Consider the following 19,829-nt stretch of genomic DNA (forward strand, 5'->3'; position numbering starts at 1 on the left):
AAGCCTTTTGTCCCGTGAGCCTCATGTTAACGATCACTGATAGTGCTGCCTGCCGCTTTGCGGTGGTGGCTGATTGTTCGGAAATGCGCCGATGAACTTTCCTGAAATTCCCGACTTTCTTGGCTGCCGCACGCCCGACGCCTGGGTCCAGGCGGCCCTGGCCGACCAGGAAACCCTGCTGATCGACCACAAGAACTGCGAGTTCAAGGCCGCCAGCACCGCCTTGAGCCTGATCGCCAAGTACCACGCCCATGTCGACCTGATCAACATGATGTCGCGCCTGGCCCGGGAAGAGCTGGTGCACCATGAGCAGGTCCTGCGCCTGATGAAGAAGCGCAAGGTCGAGCTGCGCCAGTTGCATGCCGGGCGCTATGCCTCGGGCCTGCGCAAGGTAGTGCGCAGCCACGAGCCGGTGAAGCTGGTGGACACCCTGGTGGTGGGCGCCTTTATCGAGGCCCGCAGCTGCGAGCGTTTCGAAGCCCTGGTGCCGCACCTGGACGAGGAACTGGGCAAGTTCTACTTCGGCCTGCTCAAAAGCGAGGCCCGGCACTACCAGGGCTACCTGAAGCTGGCCTATCAGTATGGCGACGCCAAGGACATCGCCCAGGTCATCGACCGGGTGCGGGCGGCGGAGCAGGAACTGATCGAGTCGCCGGATCCGGAGTTCCGTTTTCACAGTGGCGTGCCGGCCTGGTGAACGACTGCCCTTGTGTAAAAGCAGGGGCAAATTGTTAAAAACTCTTAAAAGAATGAAATATCGCGCAAAACCGCTGCAAGTCCCGGGTTTTGTGGCTTGCGTTATCCTTTCCTTAACCTCTTGCCCCCTATAATGCGCGCGCACAAATTGTGCGTTCACAGATTGGCAAATATGGAAAACCTGGGTCTTGGCAAGGTGTTGCTGGTGGAAGATGACGAGAAGCTCGCCGGGCTGATCGCGCATTTTCTGTCCCAGCACGGCTTTGAAGTGCTGACGGTCCACCGCGGCGATACCGCCCTGGCGGCATTTCTCGAATTCAAACCGAAACTGGTGGTGCTCGACCTGATGCTGCCCGGCCAGAGCGGCCTGCACGTGTGCCGGGAGATCCGCGCCGTGGCGGACACCCCCATCGTCATCCTCACCGCCAAGGAAGACGACCTGGACCACATTCTCGGCCTGGAATCCGGCGCCGATGACTACGTGATCAAGCCTATAAAACCGGCGGTGCTGCTGGCGCGCCTGCGGGCCCTGCAACGGCGCCAGGTGCCGGAAACCACCACCCTGCGCGGGGCCCTGGCATTCGGCGTGCTGAGCATCGACCGCAACAGCCGCGAGGTGCGCCTGGCGGGCGAGCCGGTGGAACTGACCACCATGGAATTCGAGCTGCTCTGGCTGCTGGCCAGCGCGCCGGGCAAGACCCTGTCCCGGGACGACATCCTCAACCGCATGCGCGGCATCGAGTTCGACGGCCTCAACCGCAGTGTCGATGTCTACATCAGCAAGCTGCGGGGCAAGCTCAAGGACAACCCGCGCGAGCCGGTGTGCATCAAGACCGTGTGGGGCAAGGGCTACCTGTTCAATCCGTTCGCCTGGGAGGTTTGAATGCTGCGTCTGTTTCTGGGGCTCTACCTGTTCCTGGCCCTGGGTTTCGCCGGGGCCATGACCGCGGTGCAACACATCTTCATCAACTACCTGGCCGCCGACCTGATCGAGTCCTACAACCGCGACGCGGTGCGCGGGCCGGCCTACAGCCTGAGCGAACAGTTGCGGCCGTTCGACGAGGCCGGGCGTCAGCAGCAGCTGGAGCAGCTCAAGCCGCACTACGGGCTGCTGCTCAAACTGGTGCAGGCCGACGACCTGGACCTGAGCGTGCGCGAACAGGCCCTGCTGGATTCCAACCAGTTGGTGGTGCGCGAGGAGTTCACCGAATTCATCGGCAGCATCGACGGTGGCAAGCAACTGTTGAGCATCAAGCTGCCGGAAGACCCGCCCCTGACCCTGCTCTACAACATCGCCGCCTATGCCTTGCTCGGCGCGCTGCTGGCCATCGTCCTGTACTTCTGGGTGCGCCCGCACTGGCGCGACCTGGAGCGCCTGCGCCTGGCCGCCGAACGTTTTGGCGACAACGACCTGGGCACCCGGCTGCACCTGTCGCGGCGTTCCAACATCCGCGACCTGGCCCAGCACTTCAACCGCATGGCGGCGCGCATCGAGGGGCTGATCGCCAATCAGCGCGAGTTGACCAACGCAGTGTCCCACGAACTGCGCACGCCCATCGCCCGGCTGTCCTTCGAGCTGGACCAGTTGCAGCAACAACCAGATCCGGATGAAAACCGCGAGTTGATCGCCGACATGTATGCCGACCTCGGCGAGCTGGAGGAAATGGTCTCCGAACTCCTCAGCTACGCCAGCCTGGAACATGGCGCGGCCACCATCAACCGGGAAAACATCCAGGCCCAGAGCTGGCTCGACAGCGTGGTCGGCAGCGTGGCCCTGGAGGCCGAGGCGGCCGGGGTGCAACTGCTGATCCGTTCCTGCCAGGTGGAGTACGTGCGCATCGAACCGCGCTTCATGGCCCGGGCAGTGATCAACCTGCTGCGCAACGCCATCCGCTACGCCGACCGCCGGGTCGAGGTGTCCCTGGTGCGCCTGGAGCATGGCTACGAAGTGCGGGTCAACGATGATGGTCCCGGGGTGCCGGTGGATGGCCGGGAGAAGATCTTCGAGCCGTTTTCCCGTCTCGACGCCAGCCGTGACCGGCGTACCGGCGGTTTCGGCCTGGGCCTGGCGCTGGTGCGGCGGGTCTCGCAATGGCACGGCGGCAAGGTCGAAGTGGCGGATTCGGAGTGGGGCGGTGCCTCGTTCCGCATGACCTGGGCCCACCTCGACTGAGGTTCGCGCGCAGCCCTGAACCTGAGCAGCAACGCGGCCCGTGATCACGGGCCGCGCGTTCCCTTTCTTAGAAGCTGTACTCAAGTTGAGTGGCGATGCTGGTCTGCATGCGCCGGTCGACGATCGGGCTGTCGCCGGCTTCCTTGCTCAGGTACTTCATCGACAGCAGGGTCGAGACCTTGGTCTGCTCATTGAGGGGCAGGGTCCAGGCCAGGTCGGCACCGCTGCTGACCCGTCCACCCTTGGCCCGGTAGGCGCCGAAGCGGCTGTGGGCCGCCTGGGTGTCGCTCACCCCGTACCAGGTCTGCATGTAGTCGGCGTTGCCGAACAGGCTGTTGAGGCTGGCATCCAGGCTGCCGAAGCGGCCCTGGTAGAGGTTGCTGCCAATGCTCAGTTCCAGTGCGCTGTAGGCCGAGCCGGTGTCGCGGTTATCGTTCTTCTTCACCGCGTGGGTCAGGGTGGCGCCCAGTTCGAACGGCCCCAGGTCATAGCCCAGGTGCGCGCCAAACTGTGCCCGGGTCTTTATTTCGCCCATGCCCTTGAGGCGCTTGGAGCCCTGGCCCAGGTGGTTCTTGTCGCGCCGTGATTCGCTCGGGCCGACCCAGGTACTGAACGACAGGTCGCCCCATTCGTTGCCCCAGCCCAGGCCCTGGTCGGTATTGAGGAACACGCCCCAGGGGCTGATGATCTCGCCGCCGAGAATCGGCGCCAGGGCGCGTTCGTCACTGCCGCTGTAGCGCGGCACGCTGGCCACCCCGGCGTGCACGCCGTACTTCCAGTCTTCGGCGTGCAGCGTGCCGCAGACCGTGCTCAGGCCCAGGGTGCCGGCCCACAAGGCGGCGGTGGTGGAGTGTTTCAGGGTTTTCATGAAGGGTCAGAACCTCAGGTGGTTGGCGTTATAGGTGCGTTTGAATGAGTAGCCCAGGACGTTCACGCCGTTGACCTGGCGGCGCACGGTGTCGCCCAGGCCCGGGCCGTTGCCGGCGATCACCGCGTGGGCGTTGTCCACCGGGGCGAGGATGTAGTCGGTGAGGGGACGGCCTTGCTGCAGGCTGCGGATCATCAGGAAGCCGTCCTCCAGGGCGATGTCCATGCCGTTGATGGGCGGTTCGCCGGGGGCGTCGCTCAGAGCCTGGTAGGTGCCGACCGTGGCCAGCCAGTTGTCCGTCAGGGGCACCGGCTCGATCCGTTCTCCCACCGCCAGCAACTGGCCGTGGCTCTTGGCGGTGAACACCCGATGGCCCTGGACCTGCATCACGTCCAGTTGCAGTTGCCCCAGCGGGCCCAGGTCCTGGGGCCAGAGCCCGAGGCGCTTCTTGCGCACCCTTAGCCAGCCCTGTTCGTCCCGCAGCAGTTCGTAGCGCTCGCCGGCCAGCTCGGCGTACAGGCGCTGGTGCTGGTCGCGGATCCGCAGCACACCCCAGCGGGTGGCATAGAAGCCCGCCAGGTGCCGGCGATCCGCCGCTTGCGGAACCCGACGTTGCTGGGCCTGGGGGGCCGTGACCGGTGGCGGTGGCGGTGGCGGGGCGCCGTGGGCCTGCAGCAGCATGCGCAGTACCTGGGGCACCAGGGGCTGGGCCAGGGCCTCGCCGCTGTCGGAATTGCTCATCACGATCACCGCCAGCTGCTGCTCGGCCAGCACGCTGATCCGGGCATGAAAGCCCTCGCCGAAACCGCTTTGCTGCCAGGTGCGCATCTCTGGCCGGACCCATTCCTCGCCGCAGGGCGACAGGAACCAGCCAAGGCCTACCTGGCAGTCGAAATCCAGCGGGTTGCCGGCGTTCTGCGTGCGCACCATTTCGTCGATGGATGCCGCCGAGAGCAGTTGGCGGTCCTGGTACCGGCCCTGGGCGAACAGCATGCGCACATAGCGGCTCAGGTCCCGCGGGCTGCTCCACAGGCCCTGGGCGGAAAGGTCGCGGACCAGCGCATCGCTGCTGACACCGTCTTCATAGCCTCTTGCCCGGTAGGGCTGGGCGCGGCTGTCCCCGACAAAGCTCGACTGGCTCATGCCCAGTGGGCGCAGCAGGCTCTTCTGCAACTGCCGTTCGAAATCCACGCCGCTGCTGCGCTCCACCGCTGCCCCGAGCAGGGCATAACCGAGGTTGGAGTAGGCGGTCTGGGTTCCCGGAGCGTTGCTCAGCCACAGCCCGCTGAGCTTTCCCGGCAGTTCGTCGAGGGCGTTGGGGGTGCGTGCGTCGCGCAGGTATTCGCTGGGAATGCCGCCCTGGTGGCTGAGCAGGCGGCGCAGAGTCACGGCCCGGTCGGCGGCGTTCTGGTCCTCGTGGAAGCGCGAGCGGACGTAGAACTCCCTGAGGGTGTCCTGCAGCGGCGCGTCCAGTTGCAGGCGCCCTTGTTCCACCAGTTGCATCACCGCCGTGGCAGTCAGCAATTGCGACAGGGCGCCGGCGCGAAACGCGGTGTTTTCGGTCACTTGCAGGCCCCGGGCCTGGTCGGCGAAGCCAAAGCCCCGGGCCCAGATCAGTTGCTGGCCGTCCACCAGGGCGATGGACAGCCCGGGCACCTGATGTTCGGCCATCTGTTGCGGGATGTACTGCTTCAGGTAGCCGATGATGCTGGCGTAATCGCCGGGCGCGATGGGCGGCGGCGCCGGAGGCTGGCCGTTGCAGCCGAGGTTGCTCAAGAGCAGGCCCACCAGCGGCAGGCCGAGAAGTTTGCGGGACATGCAGCACCCGAGGGCCAATTGGATCAGCGGATGCTAGGGAAGGGGGGCGTGGCAGTCTTTGACAGCTTTGTCGGGAAACTGTCAAAGACTGTTAAGCCCCGGTTGCGCTCAGGCCTCCAGCCCCAGGCGCTGGTGCCACTGGGCAATCGATTCCTCGGGGTATTCGGCGAACTGCAGGTCGTGCGCCCCGGCATCGACCTCGACCCAGGGCGCCCTGGAGTCGAGCATCAAGTGGGTGTGTTGCGGCGGCACCGGCAACGGGGTGTCGATGGCCGAGGCAAAAGGGTGGATCAGCTCCGGCCATTGCGGGCTGAACAGCCACAGCCCGGAGCCGCAGCGCCCGCAGAAGTGCCGTTCGGCGCTGCTGCTGTGGGCCCGGGCGGCACCGGTGGGCTTGAGCCGGGCATGGTAGATGACGATGTGCTTGCGCCCGCGTACCTTGAGGCTGGCCGCATCGCCCCCCAGGTTGATGGCGTAGCCGCCACCGCCCTGGGTCTTGCGGCAGATCGAGCAGTAGCAGCGCTGGTAGGGATAGGGATGGCGGCTGGACAGGCTGAAGTGCACGGCGCCGCAATGGCAGGAGCCCTGGAGTTGCATGGGGTACCTCCACGAATCAACGGGTGGATTGCACAGGCTAGCCGCTGTGCGAGCAGCTGTCGTGACGCGGTGCCGATGAAATTTTCACATGTGGCCGGCTAAGCTGCGCGCCTCTTTGGGGAGTAACCTGCCACCGCGCCCTGCGGTGGCGCCCGTATCAACATTCTCGGCAACCTGCCGTGGTACGGGCACCGTTTCGGTTGGTGAGACCATCGACATACCTGCGCTGAAGTCGGGCGCGTGGGCATGTCGTGGACTCAAGCCCGACCGGAAGACTCAACGTGAACCCAGCCTCGATCATCTTTCTCGCCTTCGCCATGTCCACCGATGCCTTCGCCGCCGCGGTGGGCAAGGGTTCGGCCATGCTCAAGCCGCGCCTGCTGGAAGCTTTGCGCATCGGCCTGATCTTCGGCGTCATTGAAGCCATCACCCCGGTGGTGGGCTGGTTCATCGGCCAGGCCGCGACTCAATGGGTGGCCAACTGGGACCACTGGATCGCCTTCAGCCTGCTGCTGTTGCTGGGCCTGCACATGATCTACAACGGCACCCGCCAGCAGGCTGAGGCCGAGGAAGAAAAACCGCGCCAGCACGGCTTCTGGCTGCTGGCGGTGACCGGCCTGGCCACCAGCATCGATGCCCTGGCGGTGGGGGTGGGGCTGGCGTTCGTCAGCGTCAACATCTGGGTCGCGGCCAGCGCCATCGGCCTGGCCACCATGACCATGGTCACCCTGGGAGTGATGCTGGGCCGCGCCATTGGCACGGTGATGGGCCAGCGCGCCGAAGTGCTGGGCGGGGTGGTGCTGATCATCGTCGGCTCGGGAATTCTCTACGAGCACCTGTCGGCTGTGGCTTGACTTCAGTATCGGCGGCGGGGCGGTTCTGCGGGCAATGCGGCCGCGCCTCGGGCCGAGGCGCGGAGCGCTCTGGCGTTACAGCGCCAGGCTGTGGATCACCTGGGTGGCGTCATCGGGGTCGATGGCGCTGCGCATGCCCAGCTGTTTTGCCAGGCGGCGCATGCTGTAGTTGGCGGCGGAATCCACCGAGTACATCTGCTGGAAACCGTTGTTGCGGGCTTCGTCGATCAGGTGCTGCATCAATAGCGCGCCGAGGCCCTTGCCTTGCCACTCATCGGCGATGGTCACGGCGAACTCGCAATGCGAGGGCTGCTCGTCTACCTGGGCGTAGCGGCTGATCCCCACTTCCCGCAGTTCGCCGTTGTCGTGGACCAGGGCCACATAAGCCACCCGCTGCGGCGTGCCGACATCCATCAGTTGATTGAGCAGTTGCTCGCCCACTTCCTTGATCTCACCGAGAAAGCGCTGGTGCCGGGTGGCCGGGGAGAGGTTTTCGATAAAGGCCTTTTCCCGCTCCCGGTCCTGGGGCCGCAGCGGGCGGATCAGCACATGGCTGCCATCGTTCAGGGCGTCGATCCAGTATTGGCCTTGCTGCGCCGGGAACGGTGGGTGGGCGAGGGTATCGAGAGCGGTGCTGGGCATGGTCAAGTCTCCGCGGAGCCAAAGGGCGGGCTGCGCACACAGCCCTGATTGGCTTCAGGTTTACTCCGCTGGCGAGGCGGGCACTTGATCGGCATCAATGTCTCTGCTTGCGCTGCCGGCCAGGGCGATCACCGGTCACGAGGCTTGCGGGCTCCGGGCATCGGGCATCAGCGTCGCGATCAGCGCCCGCACGCTGCCGGGCAGGGCCTCCAGTTCGCGGACGATGATGCTGCGTTCGCGCACGGCCCAGCTTTCATCCAGCTTCACCGTCACCAGCTGCATGGTGCGGCTGTGCCGCAAGGCCGCGGACTCGGGAATGATGCCGATGCCGACCCCGGCTTCCACCATGCGGCAGATCGCTTCGAAGCTCGACACCTGGATGCGCAGCGAGAGTTGCTTGCCCAGGCGCTCCACGTGCTCGCGCAGGAAGGTCAAGAGGGTGCTGCCTTCATGCAGGCCGATGTGCTGGTAGGCCAGGGTCTGTTCCAGGTTCACCGAAGCCTGCCCCGACAGCGGGTGGCCCACGGGCACCATCAGCACCAGGTGGTCGGTGCTGAAGTGCAGCACCTGCAGGCCGCTGGCTTCCACCGGGCCGGCGATGATGCCCATGTCGCTGGTGCCGTCCAGCACACCGCGAACGATGTCCCGGGACAGGCGCTCCTGCAGGTCCACCGTGACTCCCGGGCGTACCGAGAGAAATTTCGCCAGCACTTCCGGCAAGAATTCGGTGACCGCCGTGGTGTTGGCGAAGATGCGGATGTGCCCGGAGGAATCACCGCCGTACTGGGTGAATTCGCTTTTCAGGTAATCCACCTGGCGCATGATCAGCCGCGCGTGCTGCAGCAGCCGTTCGCCGGCGGGGGTGACTTCCACGCCACGGCTGTCGCGGTACAGCAGGCGGGTTTCGAGCTGGCCTTCCAGGGCCTTGATCCGCGCGCTGGCGGCCGCTGGCGAGAGGAAGGCGCGGCGCGCGCCCTGGGTCAGGCTGGGGGATTCGGCAATATGGATAAACAGGCGCAGGTCCGCCAGATCGAAATGCATGTCCGGGCTCCTGAAGGCAGGGGTAGGGGCGAATGGCGTTCAGCATAAACGAACGCCGGTTTATAGAAATGCAAATTCTCCATACGCGCCAGCCCCTTGCATGATGGCCGCCATCACCTTCGTGCCACAGGACCCTGCCACCATGAGTGCCACCGACCCCAGCGCCTGGATCGGCCGCAGCCAGCGGATCGACGACCACCTCAGCCATAACCTGCTGGCCCGCATCGCCGCCACGTTCGGCCAGCCCGCCCCGGCCCCGGGCGAGGCCCTGCCGCCGTTGTGGCACTGGTGTTTCTTCCAGCAGCCACAGCCGGCCTCGGCCCTGGGCGGCGACGGGCATCCGGCGCGGGGCGGTTTCCTGCCGCCGGCGGCCAACCGCAACCGCATGTGGGCCGGTGGCCGCCTGGCGTTTCACCGGCCGCTGCGGGCCGGCGCCGAGGCTAGTTGCACCAGTACCATCCTCCAGGTCGAGGAAAAGGCCGGGCGCACCGGCAAGCTGCTGTTCGTCACCCTGTGTCACGAATATTTTCAGGACGGCCAACTGGCGCTGCGCGAAGAACAGGACATCGTCTACCGCGAAGCGTCCCCGCCGAAAATCAGCAGTGGCGAGCTGCTGCCCGAAGGCGACTGGCGCGAGCCGGTGGAGCCCACGCCGACCCTGCTGTTTCGCTACAGCGCGGTGACCTTCAACGGCCATCGTATCCACTACGACTATCCCTACGTCACCGCCACCGAGGGCTACCCGGGGCTGGTGGTGCACGGCCCGCTGATCGCCACCCTGAGCCTGGGGGCCTTCTGCCGGGCCCACCCCGAGGCGCGCCTGCGCCATTTCGCCTACCGCGGCCTGCGGCCCTTGATTGCCCCGCAGCCTTTCGAGGTCGGCGGGCGCATCAGCGCCCCTGGCCACGCCGAACTGTGGGCCGGCGACGGCTCCGGGCTGGCCCAGCGCGGCGAAGTGCAGTTCGACTGAATTCCAACAATAAGCAAAGGCGGAGTGCCGATTGATGACCCCCCATGACACTGAAGAACTCAATGCCATCCGTGAAGGCGTGCGTGCCCTGTGTGCCGAATTCGACGCCGCCTACTGGCGCGGCATCGATGAGCGCAAGGGCTTCCCGGAAGCCTTCGTCAAGGCCCTGACCGAGGCTGGCTGGCTGGCGGCGATGATCCCTGCCGAGTACGGCGGCTCCGGCCTGGGGCTGGCCGAAGCCTCGGTGATCCTCGAAGAGGTGAACCGCTGCGGCGGCAACTCCGGCACCGTGCACGGGCAGATGTACAACATGTTCACCCTGCTGCGCCACGGCAGACAGGCGCAGAAGCACTACTACCTGCCCAAGCTCGCCAGCGGCGAACTGCGCCTGCAATCGATGGGCGTCACCGAGCCCACCACCGGCACCGACACCACCAAGATCAAGACCACTGCCATCCGCCGCGGCGACAAGTACGTGATCAACGGGCAGAAGGTGTGGATCTCGCGCATCCAGCATTCCGACCTGATGATCCTGCTGGCCCGCACCACGCCACTGGCCGAGGTGCGCAAGAAGTCCGAAGGCATGTCGATCTTCCTGGTGGACCTGCGCCAGGCCATCGGCAACGGCCTGACCGTGCAGCCCATTGCCAACATGGTCAACCACGAGACCAACGAGCTGTTCTTCGACAACCTGGAGCTGCCCGCCGACAGCCTGATTGGCGAGGAGGGCAAGGGCTTCAAGTACATCCTCGACGGCCTCAACGCCGAGCGCACGCTGATCGCCGCCGAATGCATCGGCGATGGCCGCTGGTTCATCGACAAGGCCAGCGCCTATGCTCGCGACCGGGTGGTGTTCGGCCGGCCCATCGGCCAGAACCAGGGCGTGCAGTTCCCGATTGCCGAGGCCCATATCGAGATCGAGGCCGCCGACCTGATGCGCTGGCGCGCCTGCGAGGAATACGACAGCGGGCACAACGCCGGGGCCAGCGCCAACATGGCCAAGTACCTGGCGGCCAAGGCTTCCTGGGAAGCGGCCAACGCCTGCCTGCAGACCCACGGCGGCTTCGGCTTTGCCTGCGAGTACGACGTCGAGCGCAAATTCCGCGAGACCCGGCTGTACCAGGTGGCGCCGATCTCCACCAACCTGATCCTGTCCTACGTCGCCGAGCATTTGCTGGAGCTGCCCCGCAGCTTCTAAGGAGCCCCCATGAGCCATACCCACGATCTGGCCGGGTTCCTCGCCGGCCTGCGCTACGCCGACCTGCCGGAAAACGTCCTGCTGCGCACCCAAGAACTGTTCCTCGACTGGCTGGGCTCGGCCCTGGCGGCCCAGGGCGCGCACCCGATCCCCTTGTTCGAGGCCTATGCCCGGCACATGGGCCCGGCCAGTGGCCCGGCGCGCATCCTGGTCAATGGGGCCGGCAGCTCGGCGTATTTCGCCGCCCTGGTCAACGCTGCCTCGTCGCACCTGGTGGAGCAGGACGACCTGCACAACAGCTCTGTGCTGCACCCGGCCACCGTGGTGTTCCCGGCGGCGCTGGCGGCCGCCCAGGACCTGGGCAAGTCCGGCCGCGAGCTGCTGCTGGCGGCGGTGGGCGGTTATGAGGCAGGGATCCGCATCGGCGAATTCATGGGCCGTTCCCACTACCGGATCTTCCACACCACGGCCACCGTCGGCACCCTGGCCGCCGCGGTGGCGGTAGGCAAGCTGATGGAATTCGACAGCGAGCAGTTCATCAACCTGCTGGGCAGCGCCGGGACTCAGGCCGCCGGGCTCTGGGAATTCTTGCGCGACGCCGCCGACTCCAAGCAATTGCACACCGCCAAGGCCGCCGCCGATGGCCTGCTGGCCGCCTACCTGACCCGGGACGGCCTGAGCGGTGCGCGCAATATCCTCGAAGGCGAGCAGGGCATGGCCGCCGGCATGTCCCGGGATGCCGAACCGGCATTGCTCAGTGCCCGCCTGGGCAGCCGCTGGGCGCTGCTGGAAACCTCGTTCAAGTTCCACGCCTCGTGCCGCCACACCCATCCCGCCGCCGATGCCTTGCTTGAGGTGATGCAGCGCGAAGGCCTGGAACACGGGCAGATTGCCCGGGTGCTGACCCGGGTGCACCAGGGCGCCATCGATGTGCTGGGCCGGGTCCAGGTGCCGCAGACCGTGCACCAGGCCAAGTTCTCCATGGGCACCGTGCTCGGCCTGATCGCCGTGCACGGCAAGGCCGGGTTGCCGGAGTTCCAGCGCCATGGGCTGAACGACCCCCGGGTCGCGGCGTTTCGCGACAAGGTCGGCATGCAGCTGGACCCTGAAGTCGATGCGGCCTATCCAGCGCGCTGGCTGGGCCGGGTCGAGGTGCAGTGCGTGGACGGCCGCACCCTGCACGGCGCCATCGATGAGCCCAAGGGTGACCCGGGCAATGGCCTGTCCCGGGCCGAGCTGGAAGACAAGTTCCAGCGCCTGCTGCAGTTCTCCGGCGCCCGCACCCCGGAGCAGGGCAATGCCTTGATCCGCCGGGTCTGGGCCCTGCGGGACGCTGCCGACCTCAACTCACTGCTCTGAATGCCCGACATCGAACAGGGCGAGGACCGAACATGACTGACAACACAGCACAGCCACGGCCCCTGGACGGCATCACCGTGGTCAGCCTGGAACACGCCATTGCCGCGCCGTTCTGCACCCGCCAGCTGGCGGACCTGGGCGCCCGGGTGATCAAGGTCGAGCGCCCCGGCAGCGGCGATTTCGCCCGGGGCTACGACCAGCGGGTCAAGGGTCTGGCCTCGCACTTCGTGTGGACCAACCGCTCCAAGGAAAGCCTGAGCCTGGACCTCAAGCAGCCCGAAGCCGAGGGCCTGCTGGACAGCCTGCTGGCCGGGGCCGACGTGCTGGTGCAGAACCTGGCACCGGGGGCGGCGGCGCGCATGGGGCTGTCGTTCGAGGCGCTGCATGAGCGCTTTCCACGGCTGATCGTCTGCGATATTTCCGGCTACGGCGAAGGCGGCCCCTATGAGCGGAAAAAGGCCTACGACCTGCTGATCCAGAGCGAAGGCGGCTTTGTATCGGTGACCGGCGGCCCCGAACCGGAGCAGATGGCCAAGGCCGGTTGCTCGATCGCCGACATTGCCGCCGGCATGTACGCCTACAGCGGCATTCTTTCGGCCCTGCTGCTGCGTGGGCGCACCGGCCTGGGCAGCCGCATCGACATCAGCATGCTGGAAAGCCTGGTGGAGTGGATGGGCTACCCCCTGTACTACGCCTTCGAAGGCGCCGAACCGCCACCCCGGGCCGGCGCGGCCCATTCCACCATCTACCCCTACGGGCCGTTTCCCGCGGGTGACGGTGGCACGGTGATGCTCGGCCTGCAGAACGAACGGGAATGGGCGGCCTTCTGCGACAAGGTGCTGGAGCTGCCCGAACTGGCCACGGACGAGCGCTTTGGCGCCAACTTCAAGCGTTCGGCCAACCGCGAGGCGCTGCGCCAGATCATCGTCGAGCGCTTTGCCCGGCTCAGCGTCGCCCAGGTGATCGAACGGCTGGAGCAGGCGCAGATCGCCAACGCCCGGGTCAACGACATGCAGGGCGTGTGGCAGCACCCGCAACTGGCGGCCCGGGATGCCTGGCGCCAGGTGGACAGCCCGGCGGGCCGCCTGCCGGCGCTGTTGCCACCGGCGCGCAACAGCGCCTATGGGCCGCGCATGGACGCAGTCCCGGCGCTGGGCCAGCACAGCGCAGCGATACTCGCCGAGCTGGGCCTGAGCCCGCAAGGCATCGAGCAACTGCAGGCCCGTGGAGTCATCTGAACCCCAACCTCCCCGTAGGAGCCGGCTTGCCAGCGTAGAGGCCGCGAGATCGCCTTCACCGGCAAGCCGGCTCCTACGGAGGGCAGGGCAACACCAGGCTCTTATCGTAGGAGCTGGCTTGCCAGCGAAGAGGCCCCTGAGATCGACTTCGCCGGCAAGCCGGCTCCTACGGAGGGCAGGACACACCAGGCTCTTAGCGTAGGAACTGGCTTGCCAGCGAAGGGGCCCCTGAGATTGCCTTCGCCGGCAAGCCGGCTCCTACGGAGGGCAGGGCAACACCAGGCTCTTGCCGTAGGGGCCGGGCAGCAAGCCTGGCCGCCATTGGTCTTCCAATAACAAGGATCCGAACATGTCCAACCCCATTGTCCGCTCCGCGCTGTTCGTCCCCGGCAGCCGCCCCGAGCGTTTCGCCAAGGCCCTGGCCTGTGGCGCCGATGCGGTGATCGTCGATTTCGAGGACGCCGTCGAGGAACCCCTCAAGGTGCAGGCGCGAGAGCACCTGGGGCGCTTCCTGCTGGCGCAGCCCCAGGTCCGGGTCTGGGTACGAATCAACGCACCCGAGCACCCCCAGCACCTGGCCGACCTGGCGTTCTGCCAGGCCCATGCCGGTGTGGTGGGCATTCTCCTGCCGAAAGTCGAGAGCGCAGCCCAAGTGGCGCGGGTGGCCGCCAGCGGCCGCCTGGTCTGGCCGATCATCGAAAGTGCCCGGGGCTTGCTGACCCTGGGCGAGATCGCCAGCGCCCCCGGGGTCCAGCGCCTGTCGTTCGGCGGCCTGGACCTGGCCCTGGACCTCAACCTCAGCAGCGGCTCGGCGGCGGCCCAGTTCGCCCTGGACCAGGCGCGGCTGGCGCTGATCCTGCACTCCCGGGCGGCGGGGCTGCAGGCGCCGCTGGACGGGGTGTTTCCCGGCATCGCCGACAGCCAGGGCCTGGCCGCCTCGGTCCGCCACGCCTACGCCATGGGCTTTGCCGGTGCGCTGTGCATCCACCCGGCCCAGGTGCCGGTGATCCACCAGGCCCTGGCGCCCAGCGCCGAGGAGTTGGCCTGGGCCCAACGGGTGGTGGAAGGCGGGCGCGAGGGTGCCGGGGCCTACCAGGTGGATGGGCAGATGGTCGATGCCCCGGTGCTGCTGCGGGCCCAGCGCTTGCTGGCGATGGCCTGACCCTGCGCCCGGGCCGCGGCGCAGGTAGAATGGCGCGGTCTTTTTGTCGAGGTGGCACCATGCACGGCTCAGCCCCATACACCTGCGGTAGCGTCCGATGAGCAGCCTGGAGCGGGCCATCGCGCTGGCCGCCCAGGCCCATGCCGGGCAAGTCGACAAGGGCGGCGCGCCCTACATCCTGCATCCCTTGCGCGTGATGCTGCGCCTGACACACCCCGAGGCGCGGATTGTCGCGGTGCTGCACGATGTCCTGGAAGACTGCCCCATCACCCCGGAGCAGTTGCGGGGCGAGGGCTTCAGCGAAGAGGTGCTGGCGGCACTGCTGGCGCTGACCAAGGTTGCAGGCGAGGACTACCCGGCGTTCATCCGCCGCGCAGGCGCGAACCCCCTGGCGCGGCAAGTGAAGCTGGCGGATCTGGCGGAAAACAGCGACCTGTCGCGCATCCCCGAACCGGGTGCCGAAGACCTGCGGCGCCTGGAGAAGTACCGCCAGGCCACGGACTACCTGAACTCACTGGCGTGCGACTGAGCTCGTGATACCTGCGCCCAGCAGCGGCTCAGGCCTGGTCGTCGTCGCTGAGCTCGCCGGCAAACCCCCAATCGCTGCCGTCGATTTCCTGGATCACGATGTGGGTATGCTCGGGCTTCTTGCCCAGTACCCGCACCAGGGATTCGGTGAATTCCTTGACCAGTTGGGCCTTCTGCTGGCGCGTGGCGCCCTTGGTGATCTGCAGGTTGATATAGGGCATGGATCGACACTCCAGGTGATGGTGCATGGACGGGCGGCAGGGCAGCCTACGACAGCCGCTGCCCTCCTGCCAGCCAGGGGCCTTGGTGCGTCAGTTGCTGTAGCTGGACAGCGCCACTTCGGCGGTGCGTGCCGGTGGCTTGCGCCCACGGGTGCGCCAGTGCTCGATCAGCGCCCGGCCATGGGCCAGGCCGGCCTGCAGCGCGGCTTCAGTGCTGGCGTAGTCGTTGCCGTAGGGCGGGCAGGCGAAGTGCACGGAAAAGCACGGGTGCTGGCCGTGGCCGGTGAGGCGGCCGACGTAGCTGTAGCTGGAACCGGACTGATGGGGATCAAGGCTGGGAGAGCTCGGTTCACGAATGATCATCACGTAGATGTCGTGGTCGAATTGGGTGTCTTGATACCAACTGCTTGAAGAATCCATGGTCCACCTCCTTGTCCGTGAGCCTTCGCCGTGGCCGGCGTCGGCATTGTGTTCTGTGCGGGTCTAGCGGTTTGCGGGTGACGCCTGGGGGGCGTCGTGCAGCCCGGCGGGGTGGCGGAACACCCCCTCGGGCAGCCGTTTTTCCAGGGCCCGTGCGGCCCTCAGTACCAGGGCGTCGCGGCCGAAGCGGGCGACGATCTGCAGGCCGATGGGCAGGCCCGCCTCGCTCAGGGCGCAAGGCAGGCTCAACGCTGGCTGGCGGCTGAAATTGAACGGGAAGGTGGTGGGCTGCCACATGGCGCTGATCTGTTCCGGCCAGTCCGGCGGCAGCAGGCGTTCCACGGCGAAGGGTTCGACCACCGCGGCAGGGGTCAGCAGCAGGTCGTACTCACCCAGGAAAGCGTGAAGCTTCTGCGCCACCTGATGGCGCTCCTCCACCGCACAGGCGTAGTCCAGGGCATTGAGCTGGCGCGCGCGGACCTGGGCCTGCTGGAGAAAGTCCCCCACCAGATGGCGGTCCTCGGCGGGTATTTCCTGGGCCACGGCGCAGGCCACTTCCACCGGCCAGGCCCGCAGGTAGTTCGGCGCCGGGTTGCCGATGTCCGGCGAGGCCAGGACCAGGGTGGCGCCGGCTTCCTGCAACAGCCTGGCAGCGTTCAGGCAGGCTGCGGCGATCTGCGGGTCGACATGGGCGGCGTAGCCCAGGTCGGCGCTGAAGGCGATGCGCAGGCCGGCGACGCCGTCCTCGATGGAGCTGAGGAAATCCCTGGGCCCATGGGGCCAGGCAAAGGGCTCGCCGGGCTCGTGCACGGCCATGAGCTCCATCAACAGGGCAATGTCGCGCACGTGGCGGGCAATCGGCCCTTCGGCGGCCATGCCGCCCGGGTCGATGCTCGGGCAGGCGGACACCAGGCCATGGCTGGGCTTGAAGCCGACCACGCCGCAAAAGCTCGACGGGGTACGGATCGAACCGGCGGCATCGTTGCCTGTCGCGGCCGGGGCATAACCGGCTGCGACCCCCGCAGTACTGCCGCCACTGCTGCCACCGGCATGCAGGGCCAGGTTCCACGGGTTGCGGGTGATGCCGGTCAACGGGCTGTCGGTCAGGGGCGTGCTGCCCAGTTCCGGCAGGGTGGTCTTGGCGATGAAGATCGCCCCGGCTTCACGCAGGCGTGCCACCAGGCTGGAGTCCCGGGTCATGGCCGGGCGGTTGGCCAGGGCTCGGGAACCACTGCGGGTCTGCCAGCCCTGTACGTCGTTGTTGTCCTTGACCAGGATCGGAATGCCATCCAGCCGGCCCATGGGTTGCCCGGCGGCCCAGCGCGCGGTGGACGCCTGGGCAGCGCGCAGCGAGGCCGGGTCCTGGCGTTCGCAGAGGGCGTTGAGCTGTGGCTCGTGGCGCTCGATCTGCGCCAGCACGGCCTGCAGCACGTCCACCGGGGTGAACTGCAAGGTGGCGAAACCCTGCAGCAGCGCCTCGATCGACAGGTGCGGCAGGGCCGCTTGGCTGGAAGTGGGCAACGGCATATTCGGCTCTTCGTTCAAGCACGCCGGGCGCGGGCTGCGCCACGGCGTGGAAAGGCGGCATGGACGCCGTTGGCGGCGTCCTGGTGGGCCTTCGCAGTGAATGACTCAGCGGCCACTGGTGACCTTGACCCAGGTCCGGGTCCGGGTGCGCTCGGCCTTGGCCGGCAGCGGGGCCAGGGGGTAGAGGCGGGTCATGGTCTCGGCGCTGGGGAACAGGTCCGGGTTGTCCAGCAGCGACTGCTGGATGAACGGCTTGGAATCGGTCACGCCGTTGGGGTAGCCGACGTAGTTGCTGATGGAGGCAATGACCTTGGGTTCCATCAGGTAATTGAGGAAGGCGTGGGCGGTGTCCACGTGCTTGGCGCCGGCGGGAATGGCCACGGTGTCGATCCACACCAGGGTGCCTTCCTTGGGAATGCGCATTTCGATGTGCACGCCGTTCTTGGCTTCGTTGGCGCGGTTGGCCGCCTGCAGGAAGCCGCCGGAGTAGCCCACGGCCACACAGATGTTGCCGTTGGCGATATCGCCCATCCACTTGGCGCTATGGAAGTAGCGCACGTAGGGACGCAGCTTGAGCAGCATGGCCTCGGCCTTGCGGTAGTCCTCGGGGTTCTGGCTGTTGGGGTCCAGGCCCAGGTAGTGCAGGGCCAGGGGCAGCATTTCGGTGGGCGAGTCGAGGAAGGTCACGCCGCACTGGCTGAGCTTCTTCAGGTTCTCTTCCTTGAACACCAGGTCCCAGCTGTTGACCGGCGCGTCGCTGCCCAGCAGCTCCTGGACCTTGTCGCGGTTGTAGCCGATCAGGTTGGTGCCCCACATGTAGGGGATCACGTAGCGGTTGCCCGGGTCGCTCTGCTCCAGCAGCTTCATCACGGCCGGGTCGAGGTTCTTCCAGTTCGGCAACTGCCCGCGGTCCAGGGGCTGGAAGGCGCCGGCGCTGATCTGCTTGCTGACGAAACCGCTGGAGGGCACCACCACGTCATAGCCGCTGTTGCCGGTCAGCAGCTTGGCTTCGAGCACTTCGTTGCTTTCGAAGATGTCGTACTTGACCTTGATCCCGCTCTGGGCCTGGAAATCCTTGATGGTGTTGGGAGCGATGTACTCCGACCAGTTGAAGATGTTCACCGTGCGCTCGGGGGCGGCCTGGGCGGTGACAGAGGCGGCCAGGGCCAGGGCACCGAGGGTGCAGGCCGTGGCGAGGCGGGAGAGGGCGGTGTGCAACGATTTCATATGACAACTCCATGTCCGAAATGAGCGGAACCATCCGAGGCGGACATTTTTCGTCGGATAGGTCGCAGAGAGAATGCTTGCAACGGTCAATAGGGGATATTTAGCGTCAATCTTCGGCGCAGTCCGAGAGCGGCCCGAGCTGGCCGGCCAGCTGGCGGAAGCGCCCAGGAGCGACGCCGCTCCAGCGTTGGAAGGCGTGGCGGAAACTTGCGGTTTCCTTGAAGCCCAGGGCTTCGGCGATGCGGTAGATGGGCAGGCTGTGCTGGCCCAGCAACTGCTGGGCGCGGGCGTAGCGCAACTCGTCCAGCAACTGCTGATAGCTGGTGTCCTGGGCTCGCAGGCGTCGGCGCAGGGTGCTGGGGGAGCAGTGCACCTGGCGCGCCAGGCTGTCGAAATCCGGCACCGCGTGCAGCTGTTCATTGAGGATGCGCCGCACCTGGTCGATCCAGGTCGGCCGCGCGCTGAGCTCCTCGTTGAGGCGGATGCAGCGTTGCAGCATGTCGTTCTGGGTCACCAGGTCCGCCAGGGGCAGGCGCCGGTCCAGCCACTCCAGGTCGAAGCCGATGGCATTGCGCCCGGCATTGAACTGCACCGGGCAATTGAAGGCCTGCTCGTAGCTGTCCATATAGGGCTGGGGGCCATGCATCAGTTGCACCTGGCGCAGGGGCAGGGAGCAACCCAGCAGGTCCTGGCAGGTGACCCGGTAGGACGACATGCAGAAATCGGTGTTGAACACCTCAAGTTCGCTTTCGCTGTACTGGTCGGCGGTGAGCCAGGCCAGGCCGTCGCGGACCTCAAGGTCGAGGCGGAAGAAGGTGCCCAGCAGCAAGGGGTAGCGCAGCGCCAGGGACCAGCCTTCGCGCAGGGTGGCGCTGGTCAGCAGGGTCAGGCCGAACATGCCGTAGGCGGAAATGTGCAGGTTGCGCCCCAGCACCAGCCCCAGGTCCTGGCGAAACTGCACGGCGTTGCTGAACACGCGCATTTCCTGGCTGATATTGATCAGGCTGTTGGGCAGCTCCAGGTCCGCCAGCTGGATGCCGCTGCCCTCCAGCAGCACCTGGGCGGGTACGTCGCTGTCACGGAAGGCGTCCAGCACCGCTTGGGTGGTATGCAGGGTGGTCAAGCGAAGGGCGGTCATCGACGATCTCAGAGTGATATCGGGAGGCGTGACTTTAGGGGTTACGCGCCCGCGGTTCAATTGCCCCTTGCAGGCGCTGGCGGGGGCGGCGCAGGGCTAGGGGGCCCTTTCGCCGGCAAGCCGGCTCCTACGGGGAGGTGGGCGGCGCCGAT

Annotated in this window: 20 protein-coding genes and 1 riboswitch; of the genes, 10 read left to right on the forward strand and 10 right to left on the reverse strand. The window is 66.7% G+C overall.

The features are described from left to right. Window positions 1-91: 91 nt before the first annotated feature. From AC07R1_RS02990 to AC07R1_RS03000, 3 genes are all read left to right on the forward strand, one after another. Window positions 92-697 (forward strand): MiaE family protein, encoded by a 606-nt coding sequence (locus AC07R1_RS02990; protein WP_011060932.1) that lies wholly within the window; start codon window positions 92-94, stop codon window positions 695-697. A 171-nt stretch (window positions 698-868) separates the two neighbouring features. Continuing rightward, window positions 869-1,579 carry a winged helix-turn-helix domain-containing protein gene (locus AC07R1_RS02995; RefSeq protein ID WP_011060933.1) on the forward strand — a complete coding sequence of 237 codons (711 nt, stop codon included), beginning with the start codon at window positions 869-871 and terminating at the stop codon, window positions 1,577-1,579. After that, a complete protein-coding gene (locus AC07R1_RS03000; protein WP_011060934.1) occupies window positions 1,580-2,869 on the forward strand; it encodes an ATP-binding protein in 1,290 nt (429 codons plus the stop codon). It abuts the gene before it with no gap. 67 nt (window positions 2,870-2,936) lie between these two features. Here the strand turns inward: AC07R1_RS03000 and AC07R1_RS03005 are convergent, their stop codons facing one another. The 3 genes from AC07R1_RS03005 to AC07R1_RS03015 all read right to left on the reverse strand — a co-directional run bounded on the left by AC07R1_RS03005 (window position 2,937) and on the right by AC07R1_RS03015 (window position 6,152). Then, entirely contained in the window at window positions 2,937-3,737 is an 801-nt protein-coding gene (locus AC07R1_RS03005) for a MipA/OmpV family protein (protein ID WP_019093779.1), read from the reverse strand. Window positions 3,738-3,743: 6 nt separating this feature from the next. Then, window positions 3,744-5,555: a serine hydrolase domain-containing protein gene (locus AC07R1_RS03010; RefSeq protein WP_495110087.1), complete on the reverse strand. Its 1,812-nt coding sequence runs from the start codon at window positions 5,553-5,555 to the stop codon at window positions 3,744-3,746. A 108-nt stretch (window positions 5,556-5,663) separates the two neighbouring features. Beyond that, window positions 5,664-6,152, reverse strand: a complete 489-nt coding sequence (locus AC07R1_RS03015; protein ID WP_019093781.1) for a GFA family protein — start codon at window positions 6,150-6,152, stop codon at window positions 5,664-5,666. Between the two features lie 110 nt (window positions 6,153-6,262). After that, a riboswitch (yybP-ykoY riboswitch) is annotated at window positions 6,263-6,423 on the forward strand. Window positions 6,424-6,433: 10 nt separating this feature from the next. Between AC07R1_RS03015 and mntP the strand changes: the two genes are divergently transcribed. After that, entirely contained in the window at window positions 6,434-7,006 is a 573-nt protein-coding gene (mntP, locus tag AC07R1_RS03020; RefSeq protein ID WP_495110088.1) for a manganese efflux pump MntP, read from the forward strand. A gap of 75 nt (window positions 7,007-7,081) precedes the next feature. Here the strand turns inward: mntP and AC07R1_RS03025 are convergent, their stop codons facing one another. Both AC07R1_RS03025 and AC07R1_RS03030 read right to left on the reverse strand, forming a co-directional pair. Beyond that, window positions 7,082-7,648 carry a GNAT family N-acetyltransferase gene (locus tag AC07R1_RS03025; protein WP_011060939.1) on the reverse strand — a complete coding sequence of 189 codons (567 nt, stop codon included), beginning with the start codon at window positions 7,646-7,648 and terminating at the stop codon, window positions 7,082-7,084. Between the two features lie 135 nt (window positions 7,649-7,783). Then, window positions 7,784-8,689 carry a LysR family transcriptional regulator gene (locus AC07R1_RS03030; RefSeq protein WP_495110089.1) on the reverse strand — a complete coding sequence of 302 codons (906 nt, stop codon included), beginning with the start codon at window positions 8,687-8,689 and terminating at the stop codon, window positions 7,784-7,786. 142 nt (window positions 8,690-8,831) lie between these two features. Between AC07R1_RS03030 and AC07R1_RS03035 the strand changes: the two genes are divergently transcribed. The 6 genes from AC07R1_RS03035 (at window position 8,832) to AC07R1_RS03060 (ending at window position 15,145) form a co-directional block, all read left to right on the forward strand. Further along, window positions 8,832-9,659 (forward strand): HTD2 family dehydratase, encoded by an 828-nt coding sequence (locus AC07R1_RS03035; protein ID WP_495110090.1) that lies wholly within the window; start codon window positions 8,832-8,834, stop codon window positions 9,657-9,659. A 34-nt stretch (window positions 9,660-9,693) separates the two neighbouring features. Continuing rightward, on the forward strand, window positions 9,694-10,857 hold the full coding sequence (locus AC07R1_RS03040; protein WP_495110091.1) for an acyl-CoA dehydrogenase family protein: 1,164 nt from the start codon (window positions 9,694-9,696) through the stop codon (window positions 10,855-10,857). Between the two features lie 9 nt (window positions 10,858-10,866). Then, the gene (locus AC07R1_RS03045) at window positions 10,867-12,216 is read left to right on the forward strand and encodes an MmgE/PrpD family protein (protein WP_495110092.1); all 1,350 of its coding nucleotides are present in this window, start codon (window positions 10,867-10,869) and stop codon (window positions 12,214-12,216) included. A 32-nt stretch (window positions 12,217-12,248) separates the two neighbouring features. Next, window positions 12,249-13,454, forward strand: coding sequence for a CaiB/BaiF CoA transferase family protein (locus AC07R1_RS03050; protein ID WP_495110093.1), 1,206 nt, complete (start codon window positions 12,249-12,251; stop codon window positions 13,452-13,454). A gap of 349 nt (window positions 13,455-13,803) precedes the next feature. Next, window positions 13,804-14,616: an HpcH/HpaI aldolase/citrate lyase family protein gene (locus AC07R1_RS03055; RefSeq protein WP_495110094.1), complete on the forward strand. Its 813-nt coding sequence runs from the start codon at window positions 13,804-13,806 to the stop codon at window positions 14,614-14,616. A gap of 97 nt (window positions 14,617-14,713) precedes the next feature. Beyond that, window positions 14,714-15,145 (forward strand): HD domain-containing protein, encoded by a 432-nt coding sequence (locus AC07R1_RS03060; RefSeq protein WP_011060948.1) that lies wholly within the window; start codon window positions 14,714-14,716, stop codon window positions 15,143-15,145. 28 nt (window positions 15,146-15,173) lie between these two features. Here AC07R1_RS03060 and AC07R1_RS03065 read toward each other — a convergent pair whose 3' ends face one another. The 5 genes from AC07R1_RS03065 to AC07R1_RS03085 all read right to left on the reverse strand — a co-directional run bounded on the left by AC07R1_RS03065 (window position 15,174) and on the right by AC07R1_RS03085 (window position 19,677). Beyond that, window positions 15,174-15,365, reverse strand: a complete 192-nt coding sequence (locus AC07R1_RS03065; protein WP_011060949.1) for a tautomerase family protein — start codon at window positions 15,363-15,365, stop codon at window positions 15,174-15,176. Between the two features lie 90 nt (window positions 15,366-15,455). Further along, window positions 15,456-15,785 carry a hypothetical protein gene (locus tag AC07R1_RS03070; RefSeq protein WP_011060950.1) on the reverse strand — a complete coding sequence of 110 codons (330 nt, stop codon included), beginning with the start codon at window positions 15,783-15,785 and terminating at the stop codon, window positions 15,456-15,458. A 63-nt stretch (window positions 15,786-15,848) separates the two neighbouring features. After that, entirely contained in the window at window positions 15,849-17,312 is a 1,464-nt protein-coding gene (locus AC07R1_RS03075) for an amidase (protein ID WP_495110095.1), read from the reverse strand. 105 nt (window positions 17,313-17,417) lie between these two features. Then, window positions 17,418-18,539, reverse strand: coding sequence for a polyamine ABC transporter substrate-binding protein (locus tag AC07R1_RS03080; protein ID WP_011060952.1), 1,122 nt, complete (start codon window positions 18,537-18,539; stop codon window positions 17,418-17,420). A gap of 106 nt (window positions 18,540-18,645) precedes the next feature. Beyond that, window positions 18,646-19,677: an AraC family transcriptional regulator gene (locus AC07R1_RS03085; RefSeq protein WP_036996300.1), complete on the reverse strand. Its 1,032-nt coding sequence runs from the start codon at window positions 19,675-19,677 to the stop codon at window positions 18,646-18,648. Window positions 19,678-19,829 lie beyond the last annotated feature (152 nt).

It is taken from the genome of Pseudomonas sp. GW821-FHT07F01 (assembly GCF_059418825.1).